The following is a 21,432-nucleotide window of genomic DNA, read 5'->3' on the forward strand; positions in this document are numbered from 1 at the left end:
TAGCGTCGGAGGCATGGAATTCCGTATCGACAGCGGCGTGTTGACCGATGCCGTGGCCTGGGCCGCCCGCGTCCTGCCGGCCCGCTCCCCCATGCCCGTCCTCGGCGGCCTGCTCCTGGAGGCCGCGGACGGCCGGCTGCGGGTCTCCGGCCTCGACCACGAGGCCTCGGCCCGGGTCGAGGTCGAGGCGGACACGGATGCCGGGGGTCGGGCCCTGGTCCTGGGCCGGCGCCTGCTCGACATCTGCAAGGTGCTCCCCCGGGGCGTCACGGAGCTGGCCGTGGAGGGCGCCCGGCTCTCGGTGACCTCGGGCGACGCCCGTTTCGGTCTCTCCCTGCTGCCGCTGGACGACTATCCGGCCCCGCCCGCGCTGCCCGAGCTCCGCGGCGAGGTGGACGGGGACGCCTTCGCCGCGGCGGTCGGCCAGGTGGCGGTGGCGGCCGGACGGGACGACTCGCTGCCGGTCCTGACCGGGATACGACTCGCCCTGGACGGCACGACGATGACGCTGGCGGCCACCGACCGCTACCGCTACGCCGTCCGCACCCTGGAGTGGAAGCCGGGGGCGGACGCCCCGGACGAGGTCGCCGACGTGGTCGTGCCGGCCCGGCGCCTCACCGAGATCGCCCGCTCCCTCGCGGGCACCGGCCCGGCCCGGCTCGCCCTCGACGCCGGTTCGATCGGTTTCGAGAACGGTGGCCTGCGCACCACCACCCGTCTGCTCGACGGGCGCCTCCCCCGCCACGACAAGCTCTTCGCCCTCGGCGACCACGCCCTCGCGGCCACCGACCGGGCTCCGCTGACCGAGGCCGTGAAGCGGGTCGCGGTCGTCGCCGAGGGTGACAGTCCGGTCCAGCTGACCTTCACCCGCACCGCGATCCACCTCCGGGCGGGGTACGAGGACGACGTGGCCTCCCAGCACCTCCCGGCCACCCTCGCGGGCCCGGACACTCTGACGGTCGCCTTCAACCCGGGGTACCTGCTGGACGCCCTCACCGCCCTGGACACCCCCGAGGTCCACTTCCACCTGCTGGGCCCGGGGCAGCGGGCCCTTCTCACGGACGGCCCCCGGGCGACCCACCGGCACCTGCTGATGTCGGTGAAGCCGCTGGTCTGAGGGACGCCGGGGGCCCGGCCGGCTAGAACCCGCCCCCGCCGAAGTCGCCGCCCCCGAAGCCTCCTCCGTCGCCACCTCCGAAGCCGCCGCCGCCCCCGAAGTCACCGCCTCCGAAGTCGCCGGAGTCGAAGTCGCCGCCGGAGACGTCGCCGCCGCCGAAGTCACCGCCGCCGTACTCGGAGGCGTAGGCCGGGGTGGCGAGCATCGAACCGAGCAGGGTGCCGGCCAGCAGGCCGGGGAGCAGGCCGCCGCCGAAGTAGCCGCCCGCCCAGGGGCCGTAGGCCGGACCCGCCTCCCAGTAGGGGCGGCGGACGCCGTCCGCGTCGACCATGCGGGCCATCGGGTCGAGACCGCTGTCGAGGCGGGCCGCGTCGGCGGCGCAGACCGGGACCCGGCGGGCGGCGCCGCCGGCCGGGGTCCAGGTGCGGTCCTCGGTGGAGAGGCCGTGGCGCGGGTCGAAGAAGCAGGGGGCGCGGCGCTCGGGAGGCGGGCGGGACTCGCGGCGGGCGGCGAGGGCCGCCAGCGCGTAGCGGCCGTCGTCCAGGGCCTCGGTGACCGCGCGGACGTCGTGGGGGTGGGCGGCGGAGGCCATGAGGGACTTGGCCTTGTCGTAGGAGTCGAGGGCGCTCTCGTAGTCGCCGCGCATGGCGTCGTCGGCGCCTGGCTCCCCCGGGTGGAAGTCGAGGCGTTCGAGTTCCTCGCCGAAGGCGGTGATGTCCTCGTCGACGACGACCCGCAGCTTGTCGAGGGCGGCGCGCTCCTCGGCCTCCTTGCGGAGCCGGTTGCGGCGGACGACCGCGTAGGCGCCCGCGCCTCCGGCGGCGACGACGGCGCCGAGGGTCACGAGTCCGGCGACGGGGACACCGGGGTCGTCACCGACGGAGCCCCAGCTCGCGGGGGCGGAGCCGCGCAGGGTGGGCAGGGCCTGGTCGACGAAGTTGTCGAGCTCGGTGGCCGCGTCCACGCCGGGCTGGCGTACGGAGGTGACGAGGTTGTCCACGGCCCTCGGGGAGATGACGGAGGCGTCGGCCTTGGCGTCGAAGCCGTCGCCGAGCCGGATCGCGTAGAGGCCGGTGACGCCGGTCTGGGTGCGCAGGTTCTGGAAGACCGTCTCCGGCGGGAACGCCGCGTTCGCGGGCAGGACGGCCACGAAGAGCGGCTTGTCGGCGTCCTTGATCTTCTGGGCGAGGGCGTCCGCGTCAGCCTGGGAGAGCTGGGCGGCGGCGCCCGGGTCGACGTAGACCGGGCCCTGTTTCAGGGCGGCGGCCGCGTCGGGTATCCCCGTGGCCCTGGCGCCCGCGGAGGGGACCAGGGCCAGGAGCAGCAGCAGTATCAGCCCGCCGAGGGCCGACAGGAGGCAAAGCGGCCTGGTCCTCATGGTTCGACGCTACCCGAACCAGGCCGAACTAGACATAGAGGACTATTCTGCGGGGTCGATCCCGGCCCGCAGCACCCCGTACGTGAAGGCGTCCTCCAGGGCCTGCCAGGAGGCGGCGATGACGTTCTCGCCGACGCCGACCGTCGACCACTCGCCGTTGCCGTCGCTGGTGGTGATCAGGACGCGGGTCGTGGACTCGGTGCCGTGGCGGCCCTCCAGGATGCGGACCTTGTAGTCGACCAGTTCGAACTTGGCGAGCTGGGGGTAGATCCGCTCCAGGGCCAGGCGCATCGCACGGTCGAGGGCGTTGACCGGGCCGTTGCCCTCGGCGGTGGCGACGATCCGCTCGCCCTTGGCCCAGAGCTTCACGGTGGCCTCGTTGGCGTGGGTGCCGTCGGGGCGGTCCTCGACGATCGCCCGCCAGGACTCCGTACGGAAGTAGCGGCGGGCCCGGCCCTCGGCCTCCTCGCGGAGCAGCAGCTCGAAGGAGGCGTCGGCGGCCTCGTACGTGTAGCCCTGGAGCTCGCGCTCCTTGACCCGCTCGACGACGCGGGCGACGAGGGCGCGGTCGTCGCCGAGGTCGACGCCGAGCTCCTTGCCCTTGAGCTCGATGGAGGCGCGGCCGGCCATGTCGGAGACGAGCATCCGCATGGTGTTGCCGACCAGCTCGGGGTCGATGTGCTGGTAGAGGTCGGGGTCGACCTTGATCGCGGAGGCGTGGAGTCCGGCCTTGTGGGCGAAGGCGGAGACACCGACGTACGGCTGGTGGGTGGAGGGGGTGAGGTTGACGACCTCGGCGATGGCGTGCGAGATCCGGGTCATCTCGGCGAGGGCGCCCTCGGGCAGCACCCGCTTGCCGTACTTGAGCTCCAGGGCGGCGACGACGGGGAAGAGGTTGGAGTTGCCGACCCGCTCGCCGTAGCCGTTGGCGGTGCACTGGACGTGGGTGGCGCCCGCGTCGACGGCGGCCAGGGTGTTGGCGACGGCGCAGCCGGTGTCGTCCTGGGCGTGGATGCCGAGGCGGGCGCCGGTGTCGGCGAGGACCGTGGCGACGACGGCCTGGACCTGGGCGGGGAGCATGCCGCCGTTGGTGTCGCAGAGGACGACGACGTCGGCGCCGGCCTCGTGCGCGGCCCGGACGACGGCCTTGGCGTAGTCGGGGTTGGCCTTGTAGCCGTCGAAGAAGTGCTCGCAGTCGACGAAGACGCGGCGGCCCTGGGAGGTCAGGTGGGAGACGGTGTCGCGGACCATCTCCAGGTTCTCGTCGAGGGTGGTGCGCAGGGCGAGCTCGACGTGCCGGTCGTGCGACTTGGCGACCAGGGTGATGACCGGGGCGCCGGAGTCCAGGAGTGCCTTGACCTGCGGGTCCTCGGCCGCGTTGCCGCCGGCCCTGCGGGTCGCGCCGAAGGCGACGAGCTGCGCGTTCTTGAACGCGATCTCCTGCCGGGCGCGGGCGAAGAACTCCGTGTCACGCGGGTTGGCGCCGGGCCAGCCGCCCTCGATGAAGCCCACGCCGAAGTCGTCGAGGTGTCGGGCGATGGTCAGCTTGTCCGCGACGGTGAGGTTGATGCCTTCACGCTGCGCCCCGTCGCGCAGCGTCGTGTCGAAGACATGGAAGCTGTCGTCGAGGGGCGAGCCTTCGGCGTTCTCCGTGGTCATGACTGTGATGGCTCCTGTCGGATGTGGCTCCGGAAGGTCTGGATCCACTTGCCCCCATTCTCACGCGTCGTCCGTTTCCGGCGGGGGTGGGGCCGGAAAACGAAAAAACCCCTCGCGGGTGCGAGAGGTCTGCGCGCGGGTCTGGGGCACGGTGTCCACTGCCGCGGGGGTCGTGCCGCGATTCAGTGGCCACTGCGGACCGGCGCGCCGCTGCCGATAATCATCGTGGTAGCAGGCACGCCGGAAGTCTGACACAGGAGAGGGACCGGCGGGACGCCGGTCTCACGATACGGGCAGCTCGTCCCGCTTCCGCTCGGGCGTTCCGGCGCCGCCCGTCCCGACCCGGCCCAGGTCGATGTCGCGGGTCTCCCGCATCGTGAGGTAGACGACCAGGGAGACGGCCGCGCAGCCCGCCACGTACCAGAAGAAGCCCGACTCGATCCCGGCGTCCTTGAACCACAGGGCGACGTACTCGGCGGTTCCGCCGAAGAGGGCGTTGGCGACGGCGTACGGCAGGGCGACCCCGAGGGCGCGGATGCCGGTGGGGAAGAGCTCGGCCTTCACGCAGGCGTTGATGGAGGTGTAGCCGGTGATGACCACGAGCGCCAGGAGCGAGAGCCCGAGCGCGGGCCAGAAGGAGCCCGCGTGCTTCAGCATCGTCATGATCGGCACGGTGAGGAGGGTGGAGCCGACCGCGAAGGTGATGAGGAGCGGGCGGCGGCCGATGCGGTCGGAGAGCCGGCCGGCCAGCGGCTGGAGGCAGGCGAAGACGATGAGGGCGCAGAAGGAGACGAGGGTCGCGGTCTGCTTGGGCAGCCCGGCGGAGTTGGCGAGGTACTTGGTCAGGTAGGTGGTGTACGTGTAGTAAGCCACGGTCCCGCCCATGGTGAGCGCGACGACGAGGAAGGCCTCGCGGCGGTGCGCCCACAGGGCCTTGAGGGTGCCCTTCTGGCCGCTCGCGACTCCGGCGTCGGCGGACTCCTCGTACACCTCCGTCTCCAGCATGGTGCGGCGCAGGTAGAAGACGACGGCCGCGCCGAGGGCGCCGATGACGAACGGGACGCGCCAGCCCCAGCTGTGCAGGGCCTCGTCGCTGAGGGTGTGCTGGAGGACGAGCAGCAGGCCGAGGCCGAGGACCTGGCCCGCGGTCATGGAGACGTACTGGAAGCTGGAGGCGAAGCCGCGGTGCTGCGGCGCGGAGGCCTCGGTGAGGTAGGTGGCGCTGGCCGCGTACTCGCCGCCGACGGAGAGGCCCTGGAGGAGCCGGGCGACCAGGAGGACGGCGGCGCCGCCGTATCCGGCGACGGCGTAGGTGGGCGCGACGGCGATGAGGAGCGCGGAGGCCGACATCAGGGTGACGGTGAGGGTGAGGGCGGCCTTGCGCCCCTTGCGGTCGCCGACCCGGCCGAGGAGCCAGCCGCCGACGGGCCGCATGAAGAAGCCGACGGCGAAGATGCCGGCGGTGTTCATGAGTTTGGCGGTGTCGTTGCCCTCGGGGAAGAACGCCCCCGCGAAGTAGGTGGCGAAGCTCGCGTAGACGAACCAGTCGAACCACTCGACCATGTTGCCCGCGGAACCGACCCAGATCTTCTTCCAGTGCTCTCGTCCCATGGGCAGGAACCGTGCCGGAGATCACGCACGGGCAACAAGGGTGCAGGCCGCAACGATCGGGTGTACTTACGTGCGTTGTGGTCGCGGCACCGGGTGCGGGCCGCTGCCGTCAGGGACGCGCCAGCAGGTCCTGCTCGATGAACTCCCGCACGTGGGTCAGGACTTGCTCGCGTCCGGTGCCGGGGATCCCGACGGCGACGTGCACGCTGAAACCGTCCAGGAGGGCCCGCATCCGGGTGGCGGACCGGTCGGGGTCGACCGCCCGGAACTCGCCCCGCGAGACCCCCTCGGCCAGGATCGCGACGAGGTCCCGGTGCCAGGCCCCCTCGATGGCGGCCTGCCGGGCGCGGGCGTCGTCGTCGGCGTTCTGCGAGCGGTTCCAGACCTCCAGCCACAGGGTCCAGTGCGGGTCGCGGGGCCCGTCGGGCACGTACACGTCGACGTAGCCGTCGAGCCGCTCGCGCGCGGTCCCCGGCCGGGACAGCAGGGCGCTCCGCTCGGCGCCGAGCCGTCCCTCGCTCCACTCCAGGGTCTGGAGCAGCAGCTCGTCCTTGGTGCGGAAGTAGTAGAGCAGGTGCCCGCTGCTCATCCCGACCTGCCGGCCGAGCCCGGCCATGGTGAGACCGTCGAGCCCGCGCTCGGCGATGGTGTCCATGGCGGCGGCGAGCAGCTCCTCACGGGGAGGGGCGGCCTGGTTGCGGCGGCGGGGCGGGTTGCTGCTCTGACTCACCCGTATGTTCTACAGGATGGCCCCGTCGGGCCCGCGTCCGAAGGCGGCCTCCATGACGGCGGCCAGATCCTCCTCGGGCACCTCGGCGCGCACCTCGGCCAGGACCGGGGGCACGTCGTCGTCGCCGATGACGCCGAGGTGCTCCTGGCGCAGCCGGTGGATCACCGCGACGAGGTCGGGGCGCAGCTCCATCCAGGCCCGGCCGGCGCGGACCTCGGCGTCCACGTGGTCCATGAACCAGCGCATGACGGCGTACGGGACCCGCGCGTGCCCGCTGACCGGGTCATAGCAGACGATCGGCTGCCGCGCGGGGTCCTCGTCGGGCACGATCGCCGTCACCAGGGTCCGGTTCCCGGACATCTCGTCCAGCTCCAGGTACCAGGCGTCGTCGGGCACGGAGTACGTCGTGGTGATCGCGTAGTCGCCCTCGGGGTGCGGTGTCGGCATGGCCGCAGGCTGCCACGGAGCCCGCGGCCGTCGCCAACCGGTTTCAGACCCTCGGCTGCTGCTGGGTGACGCAGTGGATGCCGCCGCCGGCCGCGAAGATCTGCCGCGCGTCGACCAGGACGACCTCGCGCCCGGGGAAGAGGCGGCGGAAGATCTCGGCGGCGAGTTCGTCGTGGGGGTCGTCGAAGGCGCAGAGGACCACGCCGTCGTTGCAGAGGTAGTGGTTGATGTACGAGTAGTCGACCCACTCCCCCTCCTCGTCCTTGAGGACGGTCGGGGCGGGGATCTCGACGACCTCCAGCGGGCGGCCCTGGGCGTCGGTCTGCCCGCGCAGGATGTTCACGTACGTCTTGGAGCGCTCGTAGTCGGGGTGGGCCGGGTCCTGCTGGCTGTGGACGAGGACCGTGCCGGGGCGGGCGAAGGCGGCGACGATGTCGACGTGACCCTGGGTGCCGTAGAGGCCGTAGTCGCCGGCGAGGCCGTGGGGGAGCCAGATCGCCTTCGTGGTGCCGAGCCGGGCGTGGATCTCGTGCTCGACCTGCTCGCGGGTCCACTCGGGGTTGCGGCCGGAGCCGAGCTGGACGGTGTCGGTCAGCAGGACCGTGCCCTCGCCGTCGACGTGGATCGCGCCGCCCTCGTTGACGAGGGGCGAGGACCGCACGCGGACCCCGGCGAGGTCCGCGACATGGCGGGCGATCTTGGAGTCGTGCTCCCAGCGGGCCCAGTCCTGGGCGCCCCAGCCGTTGAACACCCAGTCGACGGCGGCCAGTTCGGTGCCGTCGGTGACGAAGGTCGGGCCGATGTCCCGCATCCAGGCGTCGTCGAGGTCGCGCTCGACGAGGTCGACGTCCTCGCCGACGAGGGCGCGCGCCGACTCGGCGTCGCCGGGGGCGACCACCAGCGTCACCGGCTCGAACCGGCGGACGGCGCGGGCCACGGACGCCCAGGCCGCGCGGGCCGCGGCGAGCTCGTCCTCGTCGGTGAAGGTGGGGTTGGGGCTGGGCCAGGCCATCCAGGTGCGCTCGTGCGGCATCCACTCGGCGGGCATGCGGTAGGTCATCGGGGAGTCCTAGGAGGGTTCAGAGGAAGTAGAGGCGGTTGAGCGAGACGGACTCGGCCGCCTCCGAGCGGATCGGCGCGCCGTCGAGCGAGACGAGGCCGGTGTGGCCGTCGACCTGGACGTCTCCGGTGCGGGAGTTGAGCCGCAGGTCGGCGGGGCCGATGCCGCGGGTGCCGCGCACGGCGACGCGGCGGCGGCGGGTCGGCATCCTGTCGGCGCCGAGGCCGACGGCGGCCTGGGCCACGAAGGCGACCGAGAGGTCCGCGGGCGTGGCGCCGTGACCGCCGAACAACGGTCCGAGGACGAGGGGTTCGCAGGTGTCGGTGGCGGCGTTCGGATCGCCCACGACCCCCCACGCGGGGAAGCCGGACTTCAGCACCATCTGGGGCTTGGCGCCGAAGAACTGCGGCCGCCACAGCACGATGTCGGCCAGCTTGCCGACCTCGATCGAGCCGATCTCGTGTGCGAGGCCGTGGGCGATCGCCGGGTTGATGGTGAGCTTGGCCAGGTAGCGCAGGACACGCGCGTTGTCGTCGTGCGCGCCGTCGCCCTCCATGGGTCCGAGCTCGGCCTTCATCTTCCCGGCCATGGCGAAGGTCCGGCGTACGGTCTCGCCGGCCCTTCCCATCCCCTGCGCGTCGGAGGAGGTGATCCCGATCGCGCCGAGGTCGTGGAGGACGTCCTCGGCGCCCATGGTCCCGGCCCGGATCCGGTCGCGCGCCATGGCGGCGTCGCCCGGGAGGTCGGTCTTCAGGTCGTGGACGGAGACGATCATCCCGTAGTGCTCGGCGACGGCGTCGCGGCCGAAGGGGAGCGTGGGGTTGGTGGAGGAGCCGATGACGTTCGGCACGCCCGCCATCTTCAGGACGTTGGGTACGTGCCCGCCGCCGCAGCCCTCGATGTGGAAGGCGTGGATGGTGCGCCCGTCCAGGACCCGCAGGGTGTCCTCGACCGACAGGCACTCGTTCAGGCCGTCGCTGTGCAGCGCGACCTGCACGTCGTGCTCCTCCGCCACCCTGAGCGCGGTGTCGAGGGCCCTGGTGTGGGCGCCCATGTCCTCGTGGACCTTGAAGCCGGACGCCCCGCCCTCGGCGAGCGCCTCCACCAGGGGCGCCGGGTCCGAGGACGAACCCCGGGCCAGGAAGCCGATGTTGACCGGCCACGCGTCGAAGGCGTTGAACGCGTGACGCAGCGCCCACGGCGAGTTCACCCCGACCCCCCACACGGGGCCGAACTCCTGACCGATGACCGTGGTGACGCCGCTCGCGAGCGAGGCCTCCATGATCCGGGGCGAGAGCAGGTGGACATGGGTGTCGATCGCCCCCGCCGTGGCGATGAGGCCCTCGCCGGAGACGATCGAGGTGCCGGTGCCGACGACGACGTCGACGCCGTCGAGGGTGTCGGGGTTGCCGGCCCGGCCGATCGCGTGGATCCGGCCCTCGCGGATGCCGATGGACACCTTGCGGATGCCGAGGACCGCGTCGAGCACCAGGACGTTGCTGATGACGACGTCGCAGGTCTCGCGGACGGCGGCGGCCTTCAGGTGCAGACCGTCGCGCGCCGTCTTGCCGAATCCGGCCAGGAACTCGTCGCCCGGCCTCTGGGAGTCCGACTCGACCCGGACGACGAGCCCGGAGTCGCCCAGGACGACCCGGTCGCCGGCGCGCGGGCCGTGCACGGACGCGTACTCGTACGGGTCCATCAGTTGCCCTCCTCGTCCGAGCGGACTCCCAGGTAGCCGCAGGCCGCCGCGCGGCGCAGCGCCTCTTCCCTCGCGCCGGGCGCGTCCAGCGGGCCGTCGACCAGGCCCGCGAAGCCGATGGCGACGCGCGCGCCGCCGATCGGGACGAGTCCGACCTCGGCCGCGCCGCCCGGATCGAAGCGGAAGGAGGCGCCGGCCGGGATGGCGAGCCGCATGCCGTAGGCGGCGGCACGGTCGAAGTCGAGGCGCGGGTTGGCCTCGAAGAAGTGGAAGTGGGAGGTGACGCTCACGGGGACGCTCGCCGTGTTCCGTACGGGAAGGGTGAGCGCGGGCGTGGACTCCGGGTGTCCGGGGCCGGGCAGCAGCGCGCCGGGGGCGGCCTCGCCGAGTCCGCCGCCGCCGATCGGGGCGGTGACGACGGCGAGCCGGGAGCCGTCGTCGAAGACGGCCTCGACGTGGACCTCGGTCACCACGTCGGCGACGCCGGGCAGGACGTCGTCGGGGCCGAGGACCGCGCGGGCGGCCTCGATCGCCTCGGCGAGTCGCCGGCCGTCCCGGGCCGCCTCGCAGACCGTGTCCGCGATGAGCGCGGTCGCCTCGGGGACATTGAGCCGCAGGCCCCGGGCCCGGCGGGCGCGGGCGAGCTCGGCGGCGCCGAAGAGCAGCAGCCGGTCGCGTTCCGTGGGGGTCAGTCGCACGTCCGAAACACCTCCTGTTTGAGCGACACTCTAAATGTTGGGACGCGCGGTTCCAAGCATTGACGCGAGGTACGCCCACAGGTCACATTGAGCGCCACTCTAAAAGTGCCGCCGTGGTCCGGCACGGCCACCCGTGGTCCGTCCCGGCCACTCGCGGCCCGTCGGACCCCGCCGTGACCCCGATACGTACCCGAAGCCCCCCGCTCCCGTCCCCAGGAGTCCCCATGCCGATAGAACAGCGCGGAGTCGACACCGTCCCCGAGGCCGAGCGCACCAGCGGCCCCCGCGACCTCGTCGCGATCCTCCTCGGGTCCAACCTCTGTCTGGGGGTGATCGTCTTCGGCTGGCTCCCCGTCTCCTTCGGCCTCGGCCTGTGGGCCTCCGTGACCTCCGTCGTCACCGGCACCCTCGTCGGCGTCGCCGTCACCGCCCCGCTGGCGCTCGTGTCGCTCCGTACCGCGACCAACCTCTCCACCTCCTCCGGCGCCTTCTTCGGCGTACGCGGCCGGCTCGTCGGCTCGGTGGTCGGGCTGCTGCTCTCCCTCGGCTACACCGCGCTGACCCTCTGGATCGGCGGCGACGTCATGGTGGGGACGCTCGCCCGGCTGACCGGCCTGCCCACCGGCGGCGCCACGCACACCGTCGTCTACGCGCTGCTCGCCGCCTGCACCGTGGTCGGCGCGGTGTACGGCTACCGGCCGCTGCTCAGGCTCAGCAGGGCCCTCGCCGTCGGCATGACCCTGCTCCTCGGCCTCGGACTCCTCGCCTACGCCGGGGACTTCACGACGGCCGCCGTCCCGGACACCCCGTACCTGCTCGGCTCGTTCTGGCCGACCTGGCTGTTCTCCGCGGTGGCGGCGGGCCTCAGCGGACCGGTCGCCTTCATCACCCTGCTCGGCGACTACACCCGGTACGTCTCTCCCGCGCGGCACAGCTCCCGGACCGTGTGGCGGGCCACCTGTCTCGGCCTGCTCGTCGGTCTGCTGATCCCCCAGCTCTTCGGCACGGTCACCGCGCTCGCCGCCCGTGGATCGCTCGACTACGCGGGGCCGCTCGTCGCCGCCTCCCCCGCCTGGTACCTGGTCCCGCTGCTGATCGCGGCCACCGCCGGATCCGTCGGCAACGCCGGGCTGATGCTGTACTCCATGGGGCTCGACCTGGACGCGATCCTGCCCCGGGCCACCCGGGCGCACGCCACGCTCGTGGTCGCGGCGGTGGCGACGGCCTTCGTCTTCCTCGGCCACTTCGCCTCGGACGCGCAGACGGCGATGACCTCGTTCGTCCTGCTGCTCACGGCGATCGGCACCCCGTGGGCGGTGATCACCCTGATCGGTCACGCGCGCTGCCGGGGCGCGTACGACCCTGAGGCGCTCCAGGTCTACAACCGGCGCTCACGCGGCGGGATCTACTGGTTCTCGGCGGGCTGGCACCCGCGCGCCACCGCCTCCTGGGCGATCGGCGGGGCCGTCGGCCTGGCCTCGGTGTCGACGCCGCTCTACGAGGGGCCGCTGCTCGCCCTGACGGGCGGGATCGACGGCAGCTTCGTCCTGTCGGGGATCGTGGGCGGGACGCTGTACGCCGTCCTGACGCCGAACAGGGCCTCCGGGGCCGTCACGGCCCCGGAAGCCCTGGTGGGATCGGAGTGACGACTAGCCGAGCTCGTGCATCCAGCCGTGCCTGTCCTCGGCCCTGCCGGTCTGGACGGCCAGGAGCGCGTCGCGCAGCCTCATCGTGACCTCGCCCGGCTCACCGCCGGACTGCTGCCACTCGCCCCGCTCGGACTTGACCGTGCCGACCGGGGTGATCACGGCGGCGGTGCCGCAGGCGAAGACCTCGGTCAGGGTGCCGTTGGCGGAGTCGGTCTGCCACTGGTCGATGGAGACGCGGCCCTCCTCCGGCTCCAGGCCGAGGTCCGCCGCCAGCTTGAGCAGCGAGTCACGGGTGATGCCGGCGAGCAGGGAACCGGTGAGGGTGGGGGTGACCAGCCTGTTCCCGTACACGAAGTACAGGTTCATGCCGCCGAGCTCCTCGACCCACTTGTGCTCGACGGCGTCCAGGTAGGCGACCTGGTCGCAGCCCTTCTGGGCGGCCTCGGCCTGGGCGAGCAGGGAGGCCGCGTAGTTGCCGCCGGTCTTGGCGTCGCCGACGCCGCCGGGGACGGCGCGGACGCGGTTCTCCGAGAGCCAGATGGAGACGGGCTTCACGCCTCCGGGGAAGTACGGGCCGGCCGGGGAGGCGATGACGACGAAGAGGTACTCGTTGGCCGGGCGGACCCCCAGGCCGACCTCGGTCGCGATCATGAACGGGCGCAGGTAGAGCGAGGCCTCGCCGCCGTGCTCCGGGACCCACGCCTTGTCGTGCTGGACGAGGACGTCACAGGCCTCGACGAAGGTCTCGACGGGCAGCTCCGGCATGGCCAGGCGCCGGGCGGAGGCCTGGAAGCGGCGCGCGTTGGCGTCGGGGCGGAAGCTGGCGACCGAGCCGTCGGGGCGGCGGTAGGCCTTCAGGCCCTCGAAGATCTCCTGCGCGTAGTGCAGGACGTTCGTGGCCGGGTCGAGCGCGAGCGGGCCGTACGGCACGAGCTGGGCGTCGTGCCAGCCGCGGCCCTCGGTCCACCGGATGGTGACCATGTGGTCGGTGAAGTGGCGGCCGAATCCGGGGTTGGCCAGGATCGCCTCGCGCTCAGCGGCGGACAGCGGGCTGGAGGAGGGCTTGAGCTCGATCGTGGGCGTCGTCATGAGTGCGTGTCCTTCACCGGTTGTGTGGGGAGGACCGCGCGCGCACGCCATGGCCGGGGACTGGCGTCCCTGACGAGGTGGCGTCCGAGCATGCCCGTATGCCGCGGCCCCACGTTCGATTATCGCTCGCGGGGGCCGGTGCGGAAAACGGGTGGGCGCGGTCCTGGGTTCAAGGGGGGTCACCCGGGGCCGCGCAAGGGACAGCCGCCGGGCGCTGTGCGACCCGGCGGCTGCTGTCGTGTGTCAGTCGGCGCGGGTCAGCTCGCTACTCGCGCGGCGAGCGCGTCGCCGATCTCGTCCGTCGTGCGGACGGTGTCGCCGCGCTCGGTGAGGTCGGCGGCGACGGCCTCCTCGACCCGCACGGCCTCGGTCTCGTAGCCGAGGTGGCGCAGCAGGAGCGCGACGGAGAGGACGGTGGCCGACGGGTCGGCCTTGCCCTGGCCCGCGATGTCCGGCGCGGAGCCGTGGACCGGCTCGAACATGGACGGGAACTCGCCGCTCGGGTTGATGTTGCCCGAGGCGGCGACGCCGATGCCGCCGGAGACGGCCGCGGCGAGGTCGGTGATGATGTCGCCGAAGAGGTTGTCGGTGACGATCACGTCGAAACGGGCCGGGTCGGTGACGAGGAAGATCGTCGCGGCGTCGACGTGCAGGTAGTCGGTGGTGACCTCGGGGAACTCGGCGGCGACCTTGTGGAAGGTGTCCGTCCAGAGGTGACCGGCGAAGGTCAGCACGTTGTTCTTGTGGACGAGCGTGAGCTTCTTGCGCGGGCGTGCCTGGGCGCGGGCGAAGGCGTCCCGGACGACCCGCTCGACACCGAAGGCGGTGTTGACCGAGACCTCGGTGGCGACCTCGTGCGGGGTGCCCTTGCGGATGGTGCCGCCGTTGCCCGTGTACGGGCCCTCGGTGCCCTCGCGGACCACGACGAAGTCGATCTCGGGCTGCCCGGCGAGCGGGGTGGCGACGCCGGGGAGCAGCTTCGAGGGACGCAGGTTCACGTGGTGGTCGAAGGCGAAGCGGAGCTTCAGGAGGAAGCCTCGCTCCAGGACACCGGAGGGCACCGACGGGTCGCCGATGGCGCCGAGCAGGATGGCGTCGTGCTTCTTGAGGGCGTCGAGGTCGGCGTCGGTGAGGGTCTCACCGGTGGCGTGGTAGCGCTTGGCGCCGAAGTCGTACTCCTCGGTCTCCAGCTTCACGTCCTGGGGAAGGACGGCCGCGAGGATCTTGAGGCCCTGGGCCACGACCTCCTGGCCGATGCCGTCGCCGGGAATGACTGCGAGATTGATGCTGTGAGACATGTCGGCACCCTACTCTTCGTCCCATCGACTGACACGTCACGTCCATCATGTGGACGAACGGACGAGTCGGGACAGGGCTCGGCGGACGGTCCGGGCGGACGTCAGTGGCCGGTGGATCCGCCGTTGTCACGGCGGTCGAGGGCGCGCTGGAGGGCGGCGGCGGCGTTCTGACGGGCCTCGTCACCGGAACGGCCGGCGGAGTGGCGGACGCGGGGGGCGGTCTGAGTGGCCATGAGGGATCGACTCCTTGAGATCAGTGGTGATCCGACGTGCGGAGATCAGTGGTGATCGAAGGTGCCGGCAGGGGCGGGGAGCGCCGCCGCAGGGGTTGCCTGCACAGGGGCGTCGCGCTCTCGACCGCCATTCGCTGATGTAGCGAGACGTTCGGCTCCTACAAAGCTAGGGCAGCGCACCGCATCTGTCTCCACAATTACTCGGACTTCCTACTATCTGAGACGGCGCGGAACGGCGCGTCACCTTCGACCGTCGATCCCGCATCGCCGACGAGCAGATCGAGGACCCCCTTGGGCCGGCCGGATCCGCGATCCCGCTCGGCGTCGGTCACGCGATCGGCAGGGCGTACACGTCGAAGCCGCAGACGGAGGAGGGGACGTCCACGCGGACCGCGCGGCGGCGGCCCGGAGCGACGGGGCCCGACACGCCCTCACGCGAGGGCTCTCACATCACGTCGCCGTCGCGCCAGTCGAAGACGAGCGCGGCGGCCGGGTCGGGCAGCGCGCGGCCGGCCGCGGGGCGGAGGTGGACGTACCCCTCCTCCTCCGGGAGCCGGACGATCCCCTCGGGCCCCATGGCCTCCAAGCGTCCCCGCCACACCTGCCAGCCGCGCGCCCGGTAGAGCGCGGCCCCGTCGTCGGAGGCGCCGAGCGCCCCGAAGGCGAACGCGCCGTCGATGACCCGCTCCAGTTCGGCCATGACGGCCCCGCCGAGTCCCCGGCGCCTGAGGTCGGCGCGGACGGCGACCCCTTCGACGTATCCGACGCGGTACGAGCGGCCGCGGTGCAGGGCGCGGCGCATCACGACGGCGCCGTGGGCGGTGATGCCCCGCCCGTCCTCGATCCAGGCGTGGACGCCGCCGAGGGTGTGGTCCCAGTCGTCGTCGGAGAAGTCGCCGTCGAAGGCGGCGCCGAGCAGCTCGCGCACGGAGCGGAGCCGGTCGGTGCCGAGTTCATGGGTGGGCGCGGTCCGCACGGTCATGCGCCCACCCTGCCACGCGCACCTAACCCCTTAAGCGACATTGACAGGTTAGCCCTGTCCTGATTGAGTCGAGCCATAACCAGTGATGCCCACCTAAGGGGTTAGAACGATGTCCGTGCTGCCGACCCGCCACCGCACCGTCACCGTCCGCGGTCACGAGATCGCCTACCGCGAGGCGGGAGCGGTCGGCGCCCCCGTCCTCCTGCTGCTGCACGGCTTCCCCACCAGCTCGCACATGTTCCGCGACCTGATCCCGCTGCTCGCCGACGAGTACCGGCTGATCGCCCCCGACCACCTGGGCTTCGGCCGCAGCGCCGCCCCCTCAGCCGCCGACTTCGACTACACCTTCGCCGAACTTGCCGCGCTCACCGCCGAGTTCACCGAGGCCATCGGCCTGGACCGGTTCGCGCTCTACATCCAGGACTACGGCTCCCCCATCGGCCTGCGCCTCGCCCTCGCCCACCCCGAGCGCGTCACCGCGATCATCAGCCAGAACGGCAACGCCTACGAGGAGGGCCTCGGCGCCGAGGCCTGGGCCCCGGTCCTCGCCCTGATCGCCGAACGCACCCCCGAGACCGAGGAGCCGGTCCGCGCGATCCGCTCCCTCGAAGGCATCAGGTGGCAGTACGAGACCGGCGTCCCGGCGGAGTACCGCGACCTCCTCAGCCCCGACGCCTGGCACCACGACGCCGGCCTCATGGCCCGCGAGGGCCAGGACGGCATCCAGCTCGGCCTGATCGCCGACTACGGCTCCAACTTCGCCCTCTACCCCGCCTTCCAGGAGTACTTCCGCGCCTCCCGCGTCCCGCTCCTCGCCGTCTGGGGCGAGGGCGACCAGGTCTTCGTCCCGGCGGGCGCCGAGGCCTTCCGCCGCGACCTCCCGGACGCCGAGATCCACCTCCTGCCCACCGGCCACTTCGCCCTGGAGACCCACGCCCCGGCGATCGCCGGACTGATCGCCGACTTCCTCCGGCGGCGTGTCGTGACGGGGGAATGAGAACCGCCCCCGTCCTCGGTTGGGGGACCGGGGAGGGGGGCGGTGATCAGGGGCCGCTCGCGCGGCGGGTGGGGGTCAGCCCATGTGCGGGTAGCCGTACTCGGTCGGCGGGACCAGCGTCTCCTTGATGGCGCGGGTCAGCGTCCAGCGCATCAGGTTCTGCGGGGCGCCGGCCTTGTCGTCGGTGCCGGAGGCGCGGCCGCCGCCGAAGGGCTGCTGGCCGACGACGGCGCCGGTCGACTTGTCGTTGATGTAGAAGTTGCCCGCGGCGTAGCGGAGCTTCTCCATCGTGTACGCGGCGGCGGCGCGGTCGTTGGAGATGACCGAGCCGGTGAGCGCGTAGTCCGAGACCGACTCCATCTGGGTCAGCATCGCGTCGTACTGGTCGTCCTCGTAGACGTGGATCGCCAGGATCGGGCCGAAGTACTCGGCCTTGAAGACCTCGTTCTCCGGGTCGGTGCAGGCGATGACGGTCGGGCGGACGAAGTAGCCCACCGAGTCGTCGTACGTGCCACCGGCGACGATCGTGCAGGTCGGGTCGGCCGCCGCACGGTCGATCGCGGCCTTGTTCTTGGCGAACGAACGCTCGTCGATGACGGCGCCGATGAAGTTCGACAGGTCGGTGACGTCACCCATGGTGATGCCGTCGACCTCGGCCGCGAACTCCTCCTTGAAGCCGTCGTTCCAGATGGAGGCCGGAACGTAGGCGCGGGAGGACGCGGAGCACTTCTGGCCCTGGAACTCGAAGGAGCCGCGGGTCAGCGCGGTCTTCAGGACGGCACGGTCGGCGCTGGGGTGGGCGACGACGAAGTCCTTGCCACCGGTCTCGCCGACGATCCGCGGGTACGAGCGGTAGTTCTCGATGTTGTTGCCGACCGTCTTCCACAGGTGCTGGAAGGTCTTGGTCGAGCCGGTGAAGTGGATGCCGGCCAGGTCGCGGTGGTTCAGGGCCACCTCGGAGACCGCGATGCCGTCGCCGGTCACCAGGTTGATGACGCCCTTGGGCAGGCCGGCCTCCTCCAGGAGCTCCATGAGGAGCACGGCGGAGTGGGTCTGCGTCGGGGACGGCTTCCAGACCACCACGTTGCCCATGAGGGCGGGGGCGGTGGGCAGGTTGCCCGCGATGGCCGTGAAGTTGAACGGCGTGATCGCGTAGACGAAGCCTTCGAGCGGGCGGTGGTCCAGACGGTTCCAGACGCCCGGGGAGTTCGCCGGCGGCTGCTCGGCCAGGATCTGGCGGGCGTACGCCACGTTGAAGCGCCAGAAGTCGACGAGCTCGCACGGGGTGTCGATCTCGGCCTGCTGGGCGGTCTTCGACTGGCCGAGCATCGTCGACGCGGCCAGCGTCTCGCGCCACGGGCCGGCCAGCAGCTCGGCGGCGCGCAGGATGATCGCGGCACGGTCGTCGAAGGACATCGCGCGCCAGGCCGGGGCCGCGGCCAGGGCCGCGTCGATCGCGTCCTGGGCGTCCTGCGTGGTGGCGCCGCGGAAGGTGCCGATGACGGCCCGGTGGTTGTGCGGCTGGACGACCTTGAACTCCTCGCCGCCGCCGAGGCGCTTCACACCGCCGATGGTCATCGGCAGCTCGCGCGGGTTCTCGGCCAGCTCCTTGAGCTTGATCTCGAGACGGGCGCGCTCGGGGGAGCCGGGGGCGTAGCTGCGCACCGGCTCGTTGACCGGAGCGGGGACCTGGGTGACAGCGTCCATGAGTCGCGTTACTCCTTCTGAGGGGTGGGGGCTCAGCCCTTGGTGAGGATGGAGCGGACGAAGAAGAGGAGGTTGGCCGGCTTCTCGGCGAGGCGCCGCATGAAGTAGCCGTACCAGTCGGTGCCGTAGGCGGTGTACACGCGCATGCGGTGTCCCTCGGCGGCGAGGCGGTGCTGCTCCTCGCCCCGGATGCCGTACAGCATCTGGAACTCGTACTCGTCCAGCTTGCGCCCGGCGCGGCGCGCCAGCTCCTGGGCGACGGAGATGAGGCGCGGGTCGTGGGAGCCGATCATCGGGTAGCCCTCGCCGTCCATCAGGATCCTCATGATCCGGACGTACGCCTTGTCGATCTCGCGCTTGTCCTGGATGGCGACGGAGGCGGGCTCCTTGTAGGCGCCCTTCACGATCCGGACGCGGGAGCCGTTCGCGGCGAGGCGGCGGGCGTCGTCCTCGGTGCGGAAGAGGTAGGCCTGGATGACGCAGCCGGTCTGCGGGAAGTCCTTCCGCAGCTCCTCGTGGATGGCGAACATCGAGTCGAGGGTGGTGTGGTCCTCGGCGTCCAGGGTGACCGTGGTGCCGATCTCGGCGGCGGCCTCGACGACCGGACGGACGTTGGCGAGGGCCAGCTCGTGGCCCCCTTCCAGGGCCTGGCCGAACATGGAGAGCTTGACGGACATCTCGGCGCGCTCGCCGAGGCCCAGCTCCTTGAGGCGGCCGATGAGCTCCAGGTAGGCGTCCCGGGCGGCGTGGGACTGCTCGACGGTGGTGATGTCCTCACCGACGACGTCGAGGGTGACCTCCAGGCCGCGCTCGCTCAGCTCCTGGACGATCGGGACGACGTCGTCGACCGACTCACCGGCGATGAAGCGGGCGACGACCTGCTTGGTCCCGGGGGCGGCCGACACGAAACGGCGCATCTTGTCGCTGCGCGACGCGGCGAGGATCACGGGACCCAGCACGGGGCACCTCCAGAGAGCACAGGGTGACGAAGAGTGCCATACCCGTTCTTTCGTAAGAATGCGGGAACAGCACGGAGAACCACCGTGAAACCTATGGATCACTCCGATCGTCCGCCATCTACAGCTGTCACGCATCCGTGCGCGGCATCTCATACATATGTCTGAGAGGGTGCGAGAATGGCCCCGTGAAGGGCGATTACCAGGAACTGGTGGACGAGATCTCGGCGCTGCTCGGCGCCCCCGCGACGCTGGAGAACCGCGACTTCGGCCTGATCGCCTTCGGGGCGCACGACAGCGACGACGACACCGCCATGGACCCCGTGCGGACCCGGTCGATCCTCACCCGGAAGTCGACGCCCGCGGTCCGCGCCTGGTTCGAGGGCTTCGGCATCACCCGGGCGACCGGCCCGGTCCGCATCCCGGCCGCCCCGGACGCCGGGGTGTTCCGGGACCGCGTCTGCCTTCCCGTGCGCCATCGGGGCGTCGTCCTCGGCTACGTCTGGCTCCTGGACGCCGAGCCAGGCCCCACGCCCGACCAGCTGACGGCGGCGATGGAGGTGGCCACCCGGATCGGCGGGCTCCTCGCCGACGAGGAGCGCGCGGGATCGGACCTCTCCCGCGAGTTCGCCGCCGTCCTGACCGCCGGCCGGGGCTGGCAGAGCGACATGGCCGTCGCGGCGCTCCGGGCGGCCCTCGGGCCCAGCGCGGACGGGCTGCACGCCGTCGTCTGCGTGACCCCCTGGCAGGGCGACGCCCCCTCGGTCCGGGCCGTTCCCGGCGCGGCGGCGATCGCCACGCTCCCGGAGGGCGACTCCCTCGCCGCCCTCGTGCGGCTGCGCACCGCGGAGGACCTCTCCCCCGCCCACCAGGCCGCCGAGCGGCTGCGCGGCGCCGTCCCGGCCGGGATCGCGACCCCACGCCGGGGCCTCACGGAGCTTCCGGCGGCCTGGCGCGAGGCCAGCACGGCGGCCCGCGCGGCCACCGCGCAGCCGACGCTCGGCCCGGTCGCGGAGTGGGCCCGGATCGGCCCCTACCGCCTCCTCGCGGCGCTCTACCACCCGGAGATCGACCCGGCCGTCGCGCCGCTGCTCGCCCCCGCCCACGCCGAACTGGCCCGCACCGCCGAGGTGTTCCTCGACAACGCGGGCCAGGCGGGCCGCACGGCGGCGGCCCTGGGCATCCACCGGCAGACCCTCTACTACCGGCTGTCCCGGGTCGAACAGCTCACGGGGCTCGACCTGGACGATGGCGAGGACCGGCTGCTGCTCCACATGTCCCTGAAGTCGGCCCGGCTCTGAGCGGCCGCCCCCGAGGAGCCCGGTGAGCGTCCTCGAAGCCGTCCGGCGCGCGTACGACTCCGTTCGGCGACGGTGTGCCGTGGAACGACGTCGGCTCGGCCTGCACGGAGTACCCGGACGGGCTCGAAAGCCTCCGCGACCCCTGGGGCATCACCGAGCGGGAGGGGCCGGCGGCACCTGGCGGAACCTCCCCTGACGCTGAGCGCGGTGAACGGGGCCGGCGGACCGTCAGTCGGTCCTCTCCATCAGGACCTTGAGTCCCTCCGTGAGGTCCTCCGCGCTCGGCGCCGTGCCGGGGTCGACCATCCACTGGATCATCACGCCGGTGGCAAGGGCCTGGCAGAGCAGTCCGGCCACCCGGGCCTTCTCCGGCTCCGTCTCGGGGTCGATGCCGAGGAAGCCCTCGGCCATGCCGAGCCGGCCCTCCCGCTGCGGCTCCCTGATCGCCTCGCGCAGCTTCTCGTCGTCGTCGAGCCGGGTGACGACCTCGGTCTGGAGCCTCCAGAGGGGGCGGCTCTCCTCCGCCGCCGCGATGACCTGTTCCCAGACGGCGTGGAAGCGCCGGTACGGGTCGGCCGGCAGCTCCCGCTTCACCTCGTCGGCGCCGGCGGGGCCGACCCGGTCGCCCCACTCCTCGGTGAGGGCCAGGAAGGCCTGCTGGAGCAGAGCGTCCTTGGAGCCGTAGTGGTAGCCGATCGAGGCGAGGTTGGTGCCCGACGCGGCGACGATGTCACGGGCCGTGGTCCGCCCGTACCCCTTCTCCAGCAGGCAGCGCTTGGCGCCTTCGAGCAGGTCTTCCCTGTGTCCCATGACAGCAC

19 protein-coding genes are annotated in these 21,432 nt (G+C 72.2%); 4 read left to right on the forward strand and 15 right to left on the reverse strand.

Going from position 1 to position 21,432, the window contains the following annotated elements:
* Positions 1–13: 13 nt before the first annotated feature.
* Positions 14–1,117, forward strand: a complete 1,104-nt coding sequence (gene dnaN, locus ACRRSS_RS28135; protein WP_435973859.1) for a DNA polymerase III subunit beta — start codon at positions 14–16, stop codon at positions 1,115–1,117.
* Between the two features lie 22 nt (positions 1,118–1,139).
* Here the strand turns inward: dnaN and ACRRSS_RS28140 are convergent, their stop codons facing one another.
* From ACRRSS_RS28140 to ureA, 8 genes are all read right to left on the reverse strand, one after another.
* Positions 1,140–2,495, reverse strand: coding sequence for a hypothetical protein (locus ACRRSS_RS28140; protein WP_435973860.1), 1,356 nt, complete (start codon positions 2,493–2,495; stop codon positions 1,140–1,142).
* A gap of 42 nt (positions 2,496–2,537) precedes the next feature.
* Complete coding sequence (gene cimA, locus ACRRSS_RS28145) at positions 2,538–4,154, reverse strand: citramalate synthase (RefSeq protein WP_435973861.1); 1,617 nt, start codon at positions 4,152–4,154, stop codon at positions 2,538–2,540.
* A gap of 282 nt (positions 4,155–4,436) precedes the next feature.
* Positions 4,437–5,765: an MFS transporter gene (locus tag ACRRSS_RS28150; RefSeq protein WP_435973862.1), complete on the reverse strand. Its 1,329-nt coding sequence runs from the start codon at positions 5,763–5,765 to the stop codon at positions 4,437–4,439.
* Positions 5,766–5,874: 109 nt separating this feature from the next.
* A complete protein-coding gene (locus ACRRSS_RS28155; protein ID WP_266973806.1) occupies positions 5,875–6,435 on the reverse strand; it encodes a TetR/AcrR family transcriptional regulator in 561 nt (186 codons plus the stop codon).
* Between the two features lie 69 nt (positions 6,436–6,504).
* Positions 6,505–6,942, reverse strand: coding sequence for a hypothetical protein (locus ACRRSS_RS28160; protein WP_435973863.1), 438 nt, complete (start codon positions 6,940–6,942; stop codon positions 6,505–6,507).
* 43 nt (positions 6,943–6,985) lie between these two features.
* A complete protein-coding gene (locus ACRRSS_RS28165; protein WP_435973864.1) occupies positions 6,986–8,002 on the reverse strand; it encodes an agmatine deiminase family protein in 1,017 nt (338 codons plus the stop codon).
* A gap of 19 nt (positions 8,003–8,021) precedes the next feature.
* On the reverse strand, positions 8,022–9,704 hold the full coding sequence (locus ACRRSS_RS28170; RefSeq protein WP_435973865.1) for an urease subunit alpha: 1,683 nt from the start codon (positions 9,702–9,704) through the stop codon (positions 8,022–8,024).
* On the reverse strand, positions 9,704–10,402 hold the full coding sequence (ureA, locus tag ACRRSS_RS28175; protein WP_435973866.1) for an urease subunit gamma: 699 nt from the start codon (positions 10,400–10,402) through the stop codon (positions 9,704–9,706). The genes ACRRSS_RS28170 and ureA overlap by 1 nt, the downstream gene beginning before the upstream one ends.
* A gap of 224 nt (positions 10,403–10,626) precedes the next feature.
* On the opposite strand from ureA, the gene ACRRSS_RS28180 reads away from it, so the two are divergent.
* Positions 10,627–12,048, forward strand: a complete 1,422-nt coding sequence (locus ACRRSS_RS28180; RefSeq protein WP_435973867.1) for a cytosine permease — start codon at positions 10,627–10,629, stop codon at positions 12,046–12,048.
* A 3-nt stretch (positions 12,049–12,051) separates the two neighbouring features.
* Here ACRRSS_RS28180 and ACRRSS_RS28185 read toward each other — a convergent pair whose 3' ends face one another.
* The 4 genes from ACRRSS_RS28185 to ACRRSS_RS28200 form a co-directional block, all read right to left on the reverse strand.
* Positions 12,052–13,140, reverse strand: a complete 1,089-nt coding sequence (locus ACRRSS_RS28185; protein ID WP_435973868.1) for a branched-chain amino acid aminotransferase — start codon at positions 13,138–13,140, stop codon at positions 12,052–12,054.
* A gap of 257 nt (positions 13,141–13,397) precedes the next feature.
* Complete coding sequence (locus ACRRSS_RS28190; RefSeq protein WP_435973869.1) at positions 13,398–14,438, reverse strand: 3-isopropylmalate dehydrogenase; 1,041 nt, start codon at positions 14,436–14,438, stop codon at positions 13,398–13,400.
* A 101-nt stretch (positions 14,439–14,539) separates the two neighbouring features.
* Positions 14,540–14,671 carry a hypothetical protein gene (locus ACRRSS_RS28195; protein WP_351909024.1) on the reverse strand — a complete coding sequence of 44 codons (132 nt, stop codon included), beginning with the start codon at positions 14,669–14,671 and terminating at the stop codon, positions 14,540–14,542.
* A gap of 445 nt (positions 14,672–15,116) precedes the next feature.
* On the reverse strand, positions 15,117–15,653 hold the full coding sequence (locus tag ACRRSS_RS28200) for a GNAT family N-acetyltransferase (RefSeq protein ID WP_435973870.1): 537 nt from the start codon (positions 15,651–15,653) through the stop codon (positions 15,117–15,119).
* Positions 15,654–15,762: 109 nt separating this feature from the next.
* On the opposite strand from ACRRSS_RS28200, the gene ACRRSS_RS28205 reads away from it, so the two are divergent.
* Complete coding sequence (locus ACRRSS_RS28205; protein WP_435973871.1) at positions 15,763–16,650, forward strand: alpha/beta fold hydrolase; 888 nt, start codon at positions 15,763–15,765, stop codon at positions 16,648–16,650.
* A 75-nt stretch (positions 16,651–16,725) separates the two neighbouring features.
* Here ACRRSS_RS28205 and pruA read toward each other — a convergent pair whose 3' ends face one another.
* The gene (gene pruA, locus ACRRSS_RS28210) at positions 16,726–18,357 is read right to left on the reverse strand and encodes an L-glutamate gamma-semialdehyde dehydrogenase (protein ID WP_435973872.1); all 1,632 of its coding nucleotides are present in this window, start codon (positions 18,355–18,357) and stop codon (positions 16,726–16,728) included.
* Positions 18,358–18,389: 32 nt separating this feature from the next.
* Complete coding sequence (locus tag ACRRSS_RS28215; RefSeq protein WP_435973873.1) at positions 18,390–19,316, reverse strand: proline dehydrogenase family protein; 927 nt, start codon at positions 19,314–19,316, stop codon at positions 18,390–18,392.
* Positions 19,317–19,501: 185 nt separating this feature from the next.
* On the opposite strand from ACRRSS_RS28215, the gene ACRRSS_RS28220 reads away from it, so the two are divergent.
* Positions 19,502–20,614, forward strand: a complete 1,113-nt coding sequence (locus tag ACRRSS_RS28220) for a PucR family transcriptional regulator (RefSeq protein WP_435973874.1) — start codon at positions 19,502–19,504, stop codon at positions 20,612–20,614.
* 228 nt (positions 20,615–20,842) lie between these two features.
* Here the strand turns inward: ACRRSS_RS28220 and ACRRSS_RS28225 are convergent, their stop codons facing one another.
* On the reverse strand, positions 20,843–21,424 hold the full coding sequence (locus ACRRSS_RS28225) for a TetR/AcrR family transcriptional regulator (RefSeq protein WP_435973875.1): 582 nt from the start codon (positions 21,422–21,424) through the stop codon (positions 20,843–20,845).
* Positions 21,425–21,432: the final 8 nt, after the last annotated feature.

Source organism: Streptomyces sp. Qhu_M48, assembly GCF_051305195.1.
Classification (GTDB): domain Bacteria; phylum Actinomycetota; class Actinomycetes; order Streptomycetales; family Streptomycetaceae; genus Streptomyces.

Bases quoted from the DNA above. Each gene is read 5' to 3' on its own strand.
- dnaN (WP_435973859.1), top strand. From the start codon at position 14: ATGGAATTCCGTATCGACAGCGGCGTGTTGACCGATGCCGTGGCCTGG.
- ACRRSS_RS28140 (WP_435973860.1), bottom strand. From the start codon at position 2,495: ATGAGGACCAGGCCGCTTTGCCTCCTGTCGGCCCTCGGCGGGCTGATA.
- cimA (WP_435973861.1), bottom strand. From the start codon at position 4,154: ATGACCACGGAGAACGCCGAAGGCTCGCCCCTCGACGACAGCTTCCAT.
- ACRRSS_RS28150 (WP_435973862.1), bottom strand. From the start codon at position 5,765: ATGGGACGAGAGCACTGGAAGAAGATCTGGGTCGGTTCCGCGGGCAAC.
- ACRRSS_RS28160 (WP_435973863.1), bottom strand. From the start codon at position 6,942: ATGCCGACACCGCACCCCGAGGGCGACTACGCGATCACCACGACGTAC.
- ACRRSS_RS28165 (WP_435973864.1), bottom strand. From the start codon at position 8,002: ATGACCTACCGCATGCCCGCCGAGTGGATGCCGCACGAGCGCACCTGG.
- ACRRSS_RS28170 (WP_435973865.1), bottom strand. From the start codon at position 9,704: ATGGACCCGTACGAGTACGCGTCCGTGCACGGCCCGCGCGCCGGCGAC.
- ACRRSS_RS28180 (WP_435973867.1), top strand. From the start codon at position 10,627: ATGCCGATAGAACAGCGCGGAGTCGACACCGTCCCCGAGGCCGAGCGC.
- ACRRSS_RS28185 (WP_435973868.1), bottom strand. From the start codon at position 13,140: ATGACGACGCCCACGATCGAGCTCAAGCCCTCCTCCAGCCCGCTGTCC.
- ACRRSS_RS28190 (WP_435973869.1), bottom strand. From the start codon at position 14,438: ATGTCTCACAGCATCAATCTCGCAGTCATTCCCGGCGACGGCATCGGC.
- ACRRSS_RS28195 (WP_351909024.1), bottom strand. From the start codon at position 14,671: ATGGCCACTCAGACCGCCCCCCGCGTCCGCCACTCCGCCGGCCGTTCC.
- ACRRSS_RS28200 (WP_435973870.1), bottom strand. From the start codon at position 15,653: ATGACCGTGCGGACCGCGCCCACCCATGAACTCGGCACCGACCGGCTC.
- ACRRSS_RS28205 (WP_435973871.1), top strand. From the start codon at position 15,763: ATGTCCGTGCTGCCGACCCGCCACCGCACCGTCACCGTCCGCGGTCAC.
- pruA (WP_435973872.1), bottom strand. From the start codon at position 18,357: ATGGACGCTGTCACCCAGGTCCCCGCTCCGGTCAACGAGCCGGTGCGC.
- ACRRSS_RS28225 (WP_435973875.1), bottom strand. From the start codon at position 21,424: ATGGGACACAGGGAAGACCTGCTCGAAGGCGCCAAGCGCTGCCTGCTG.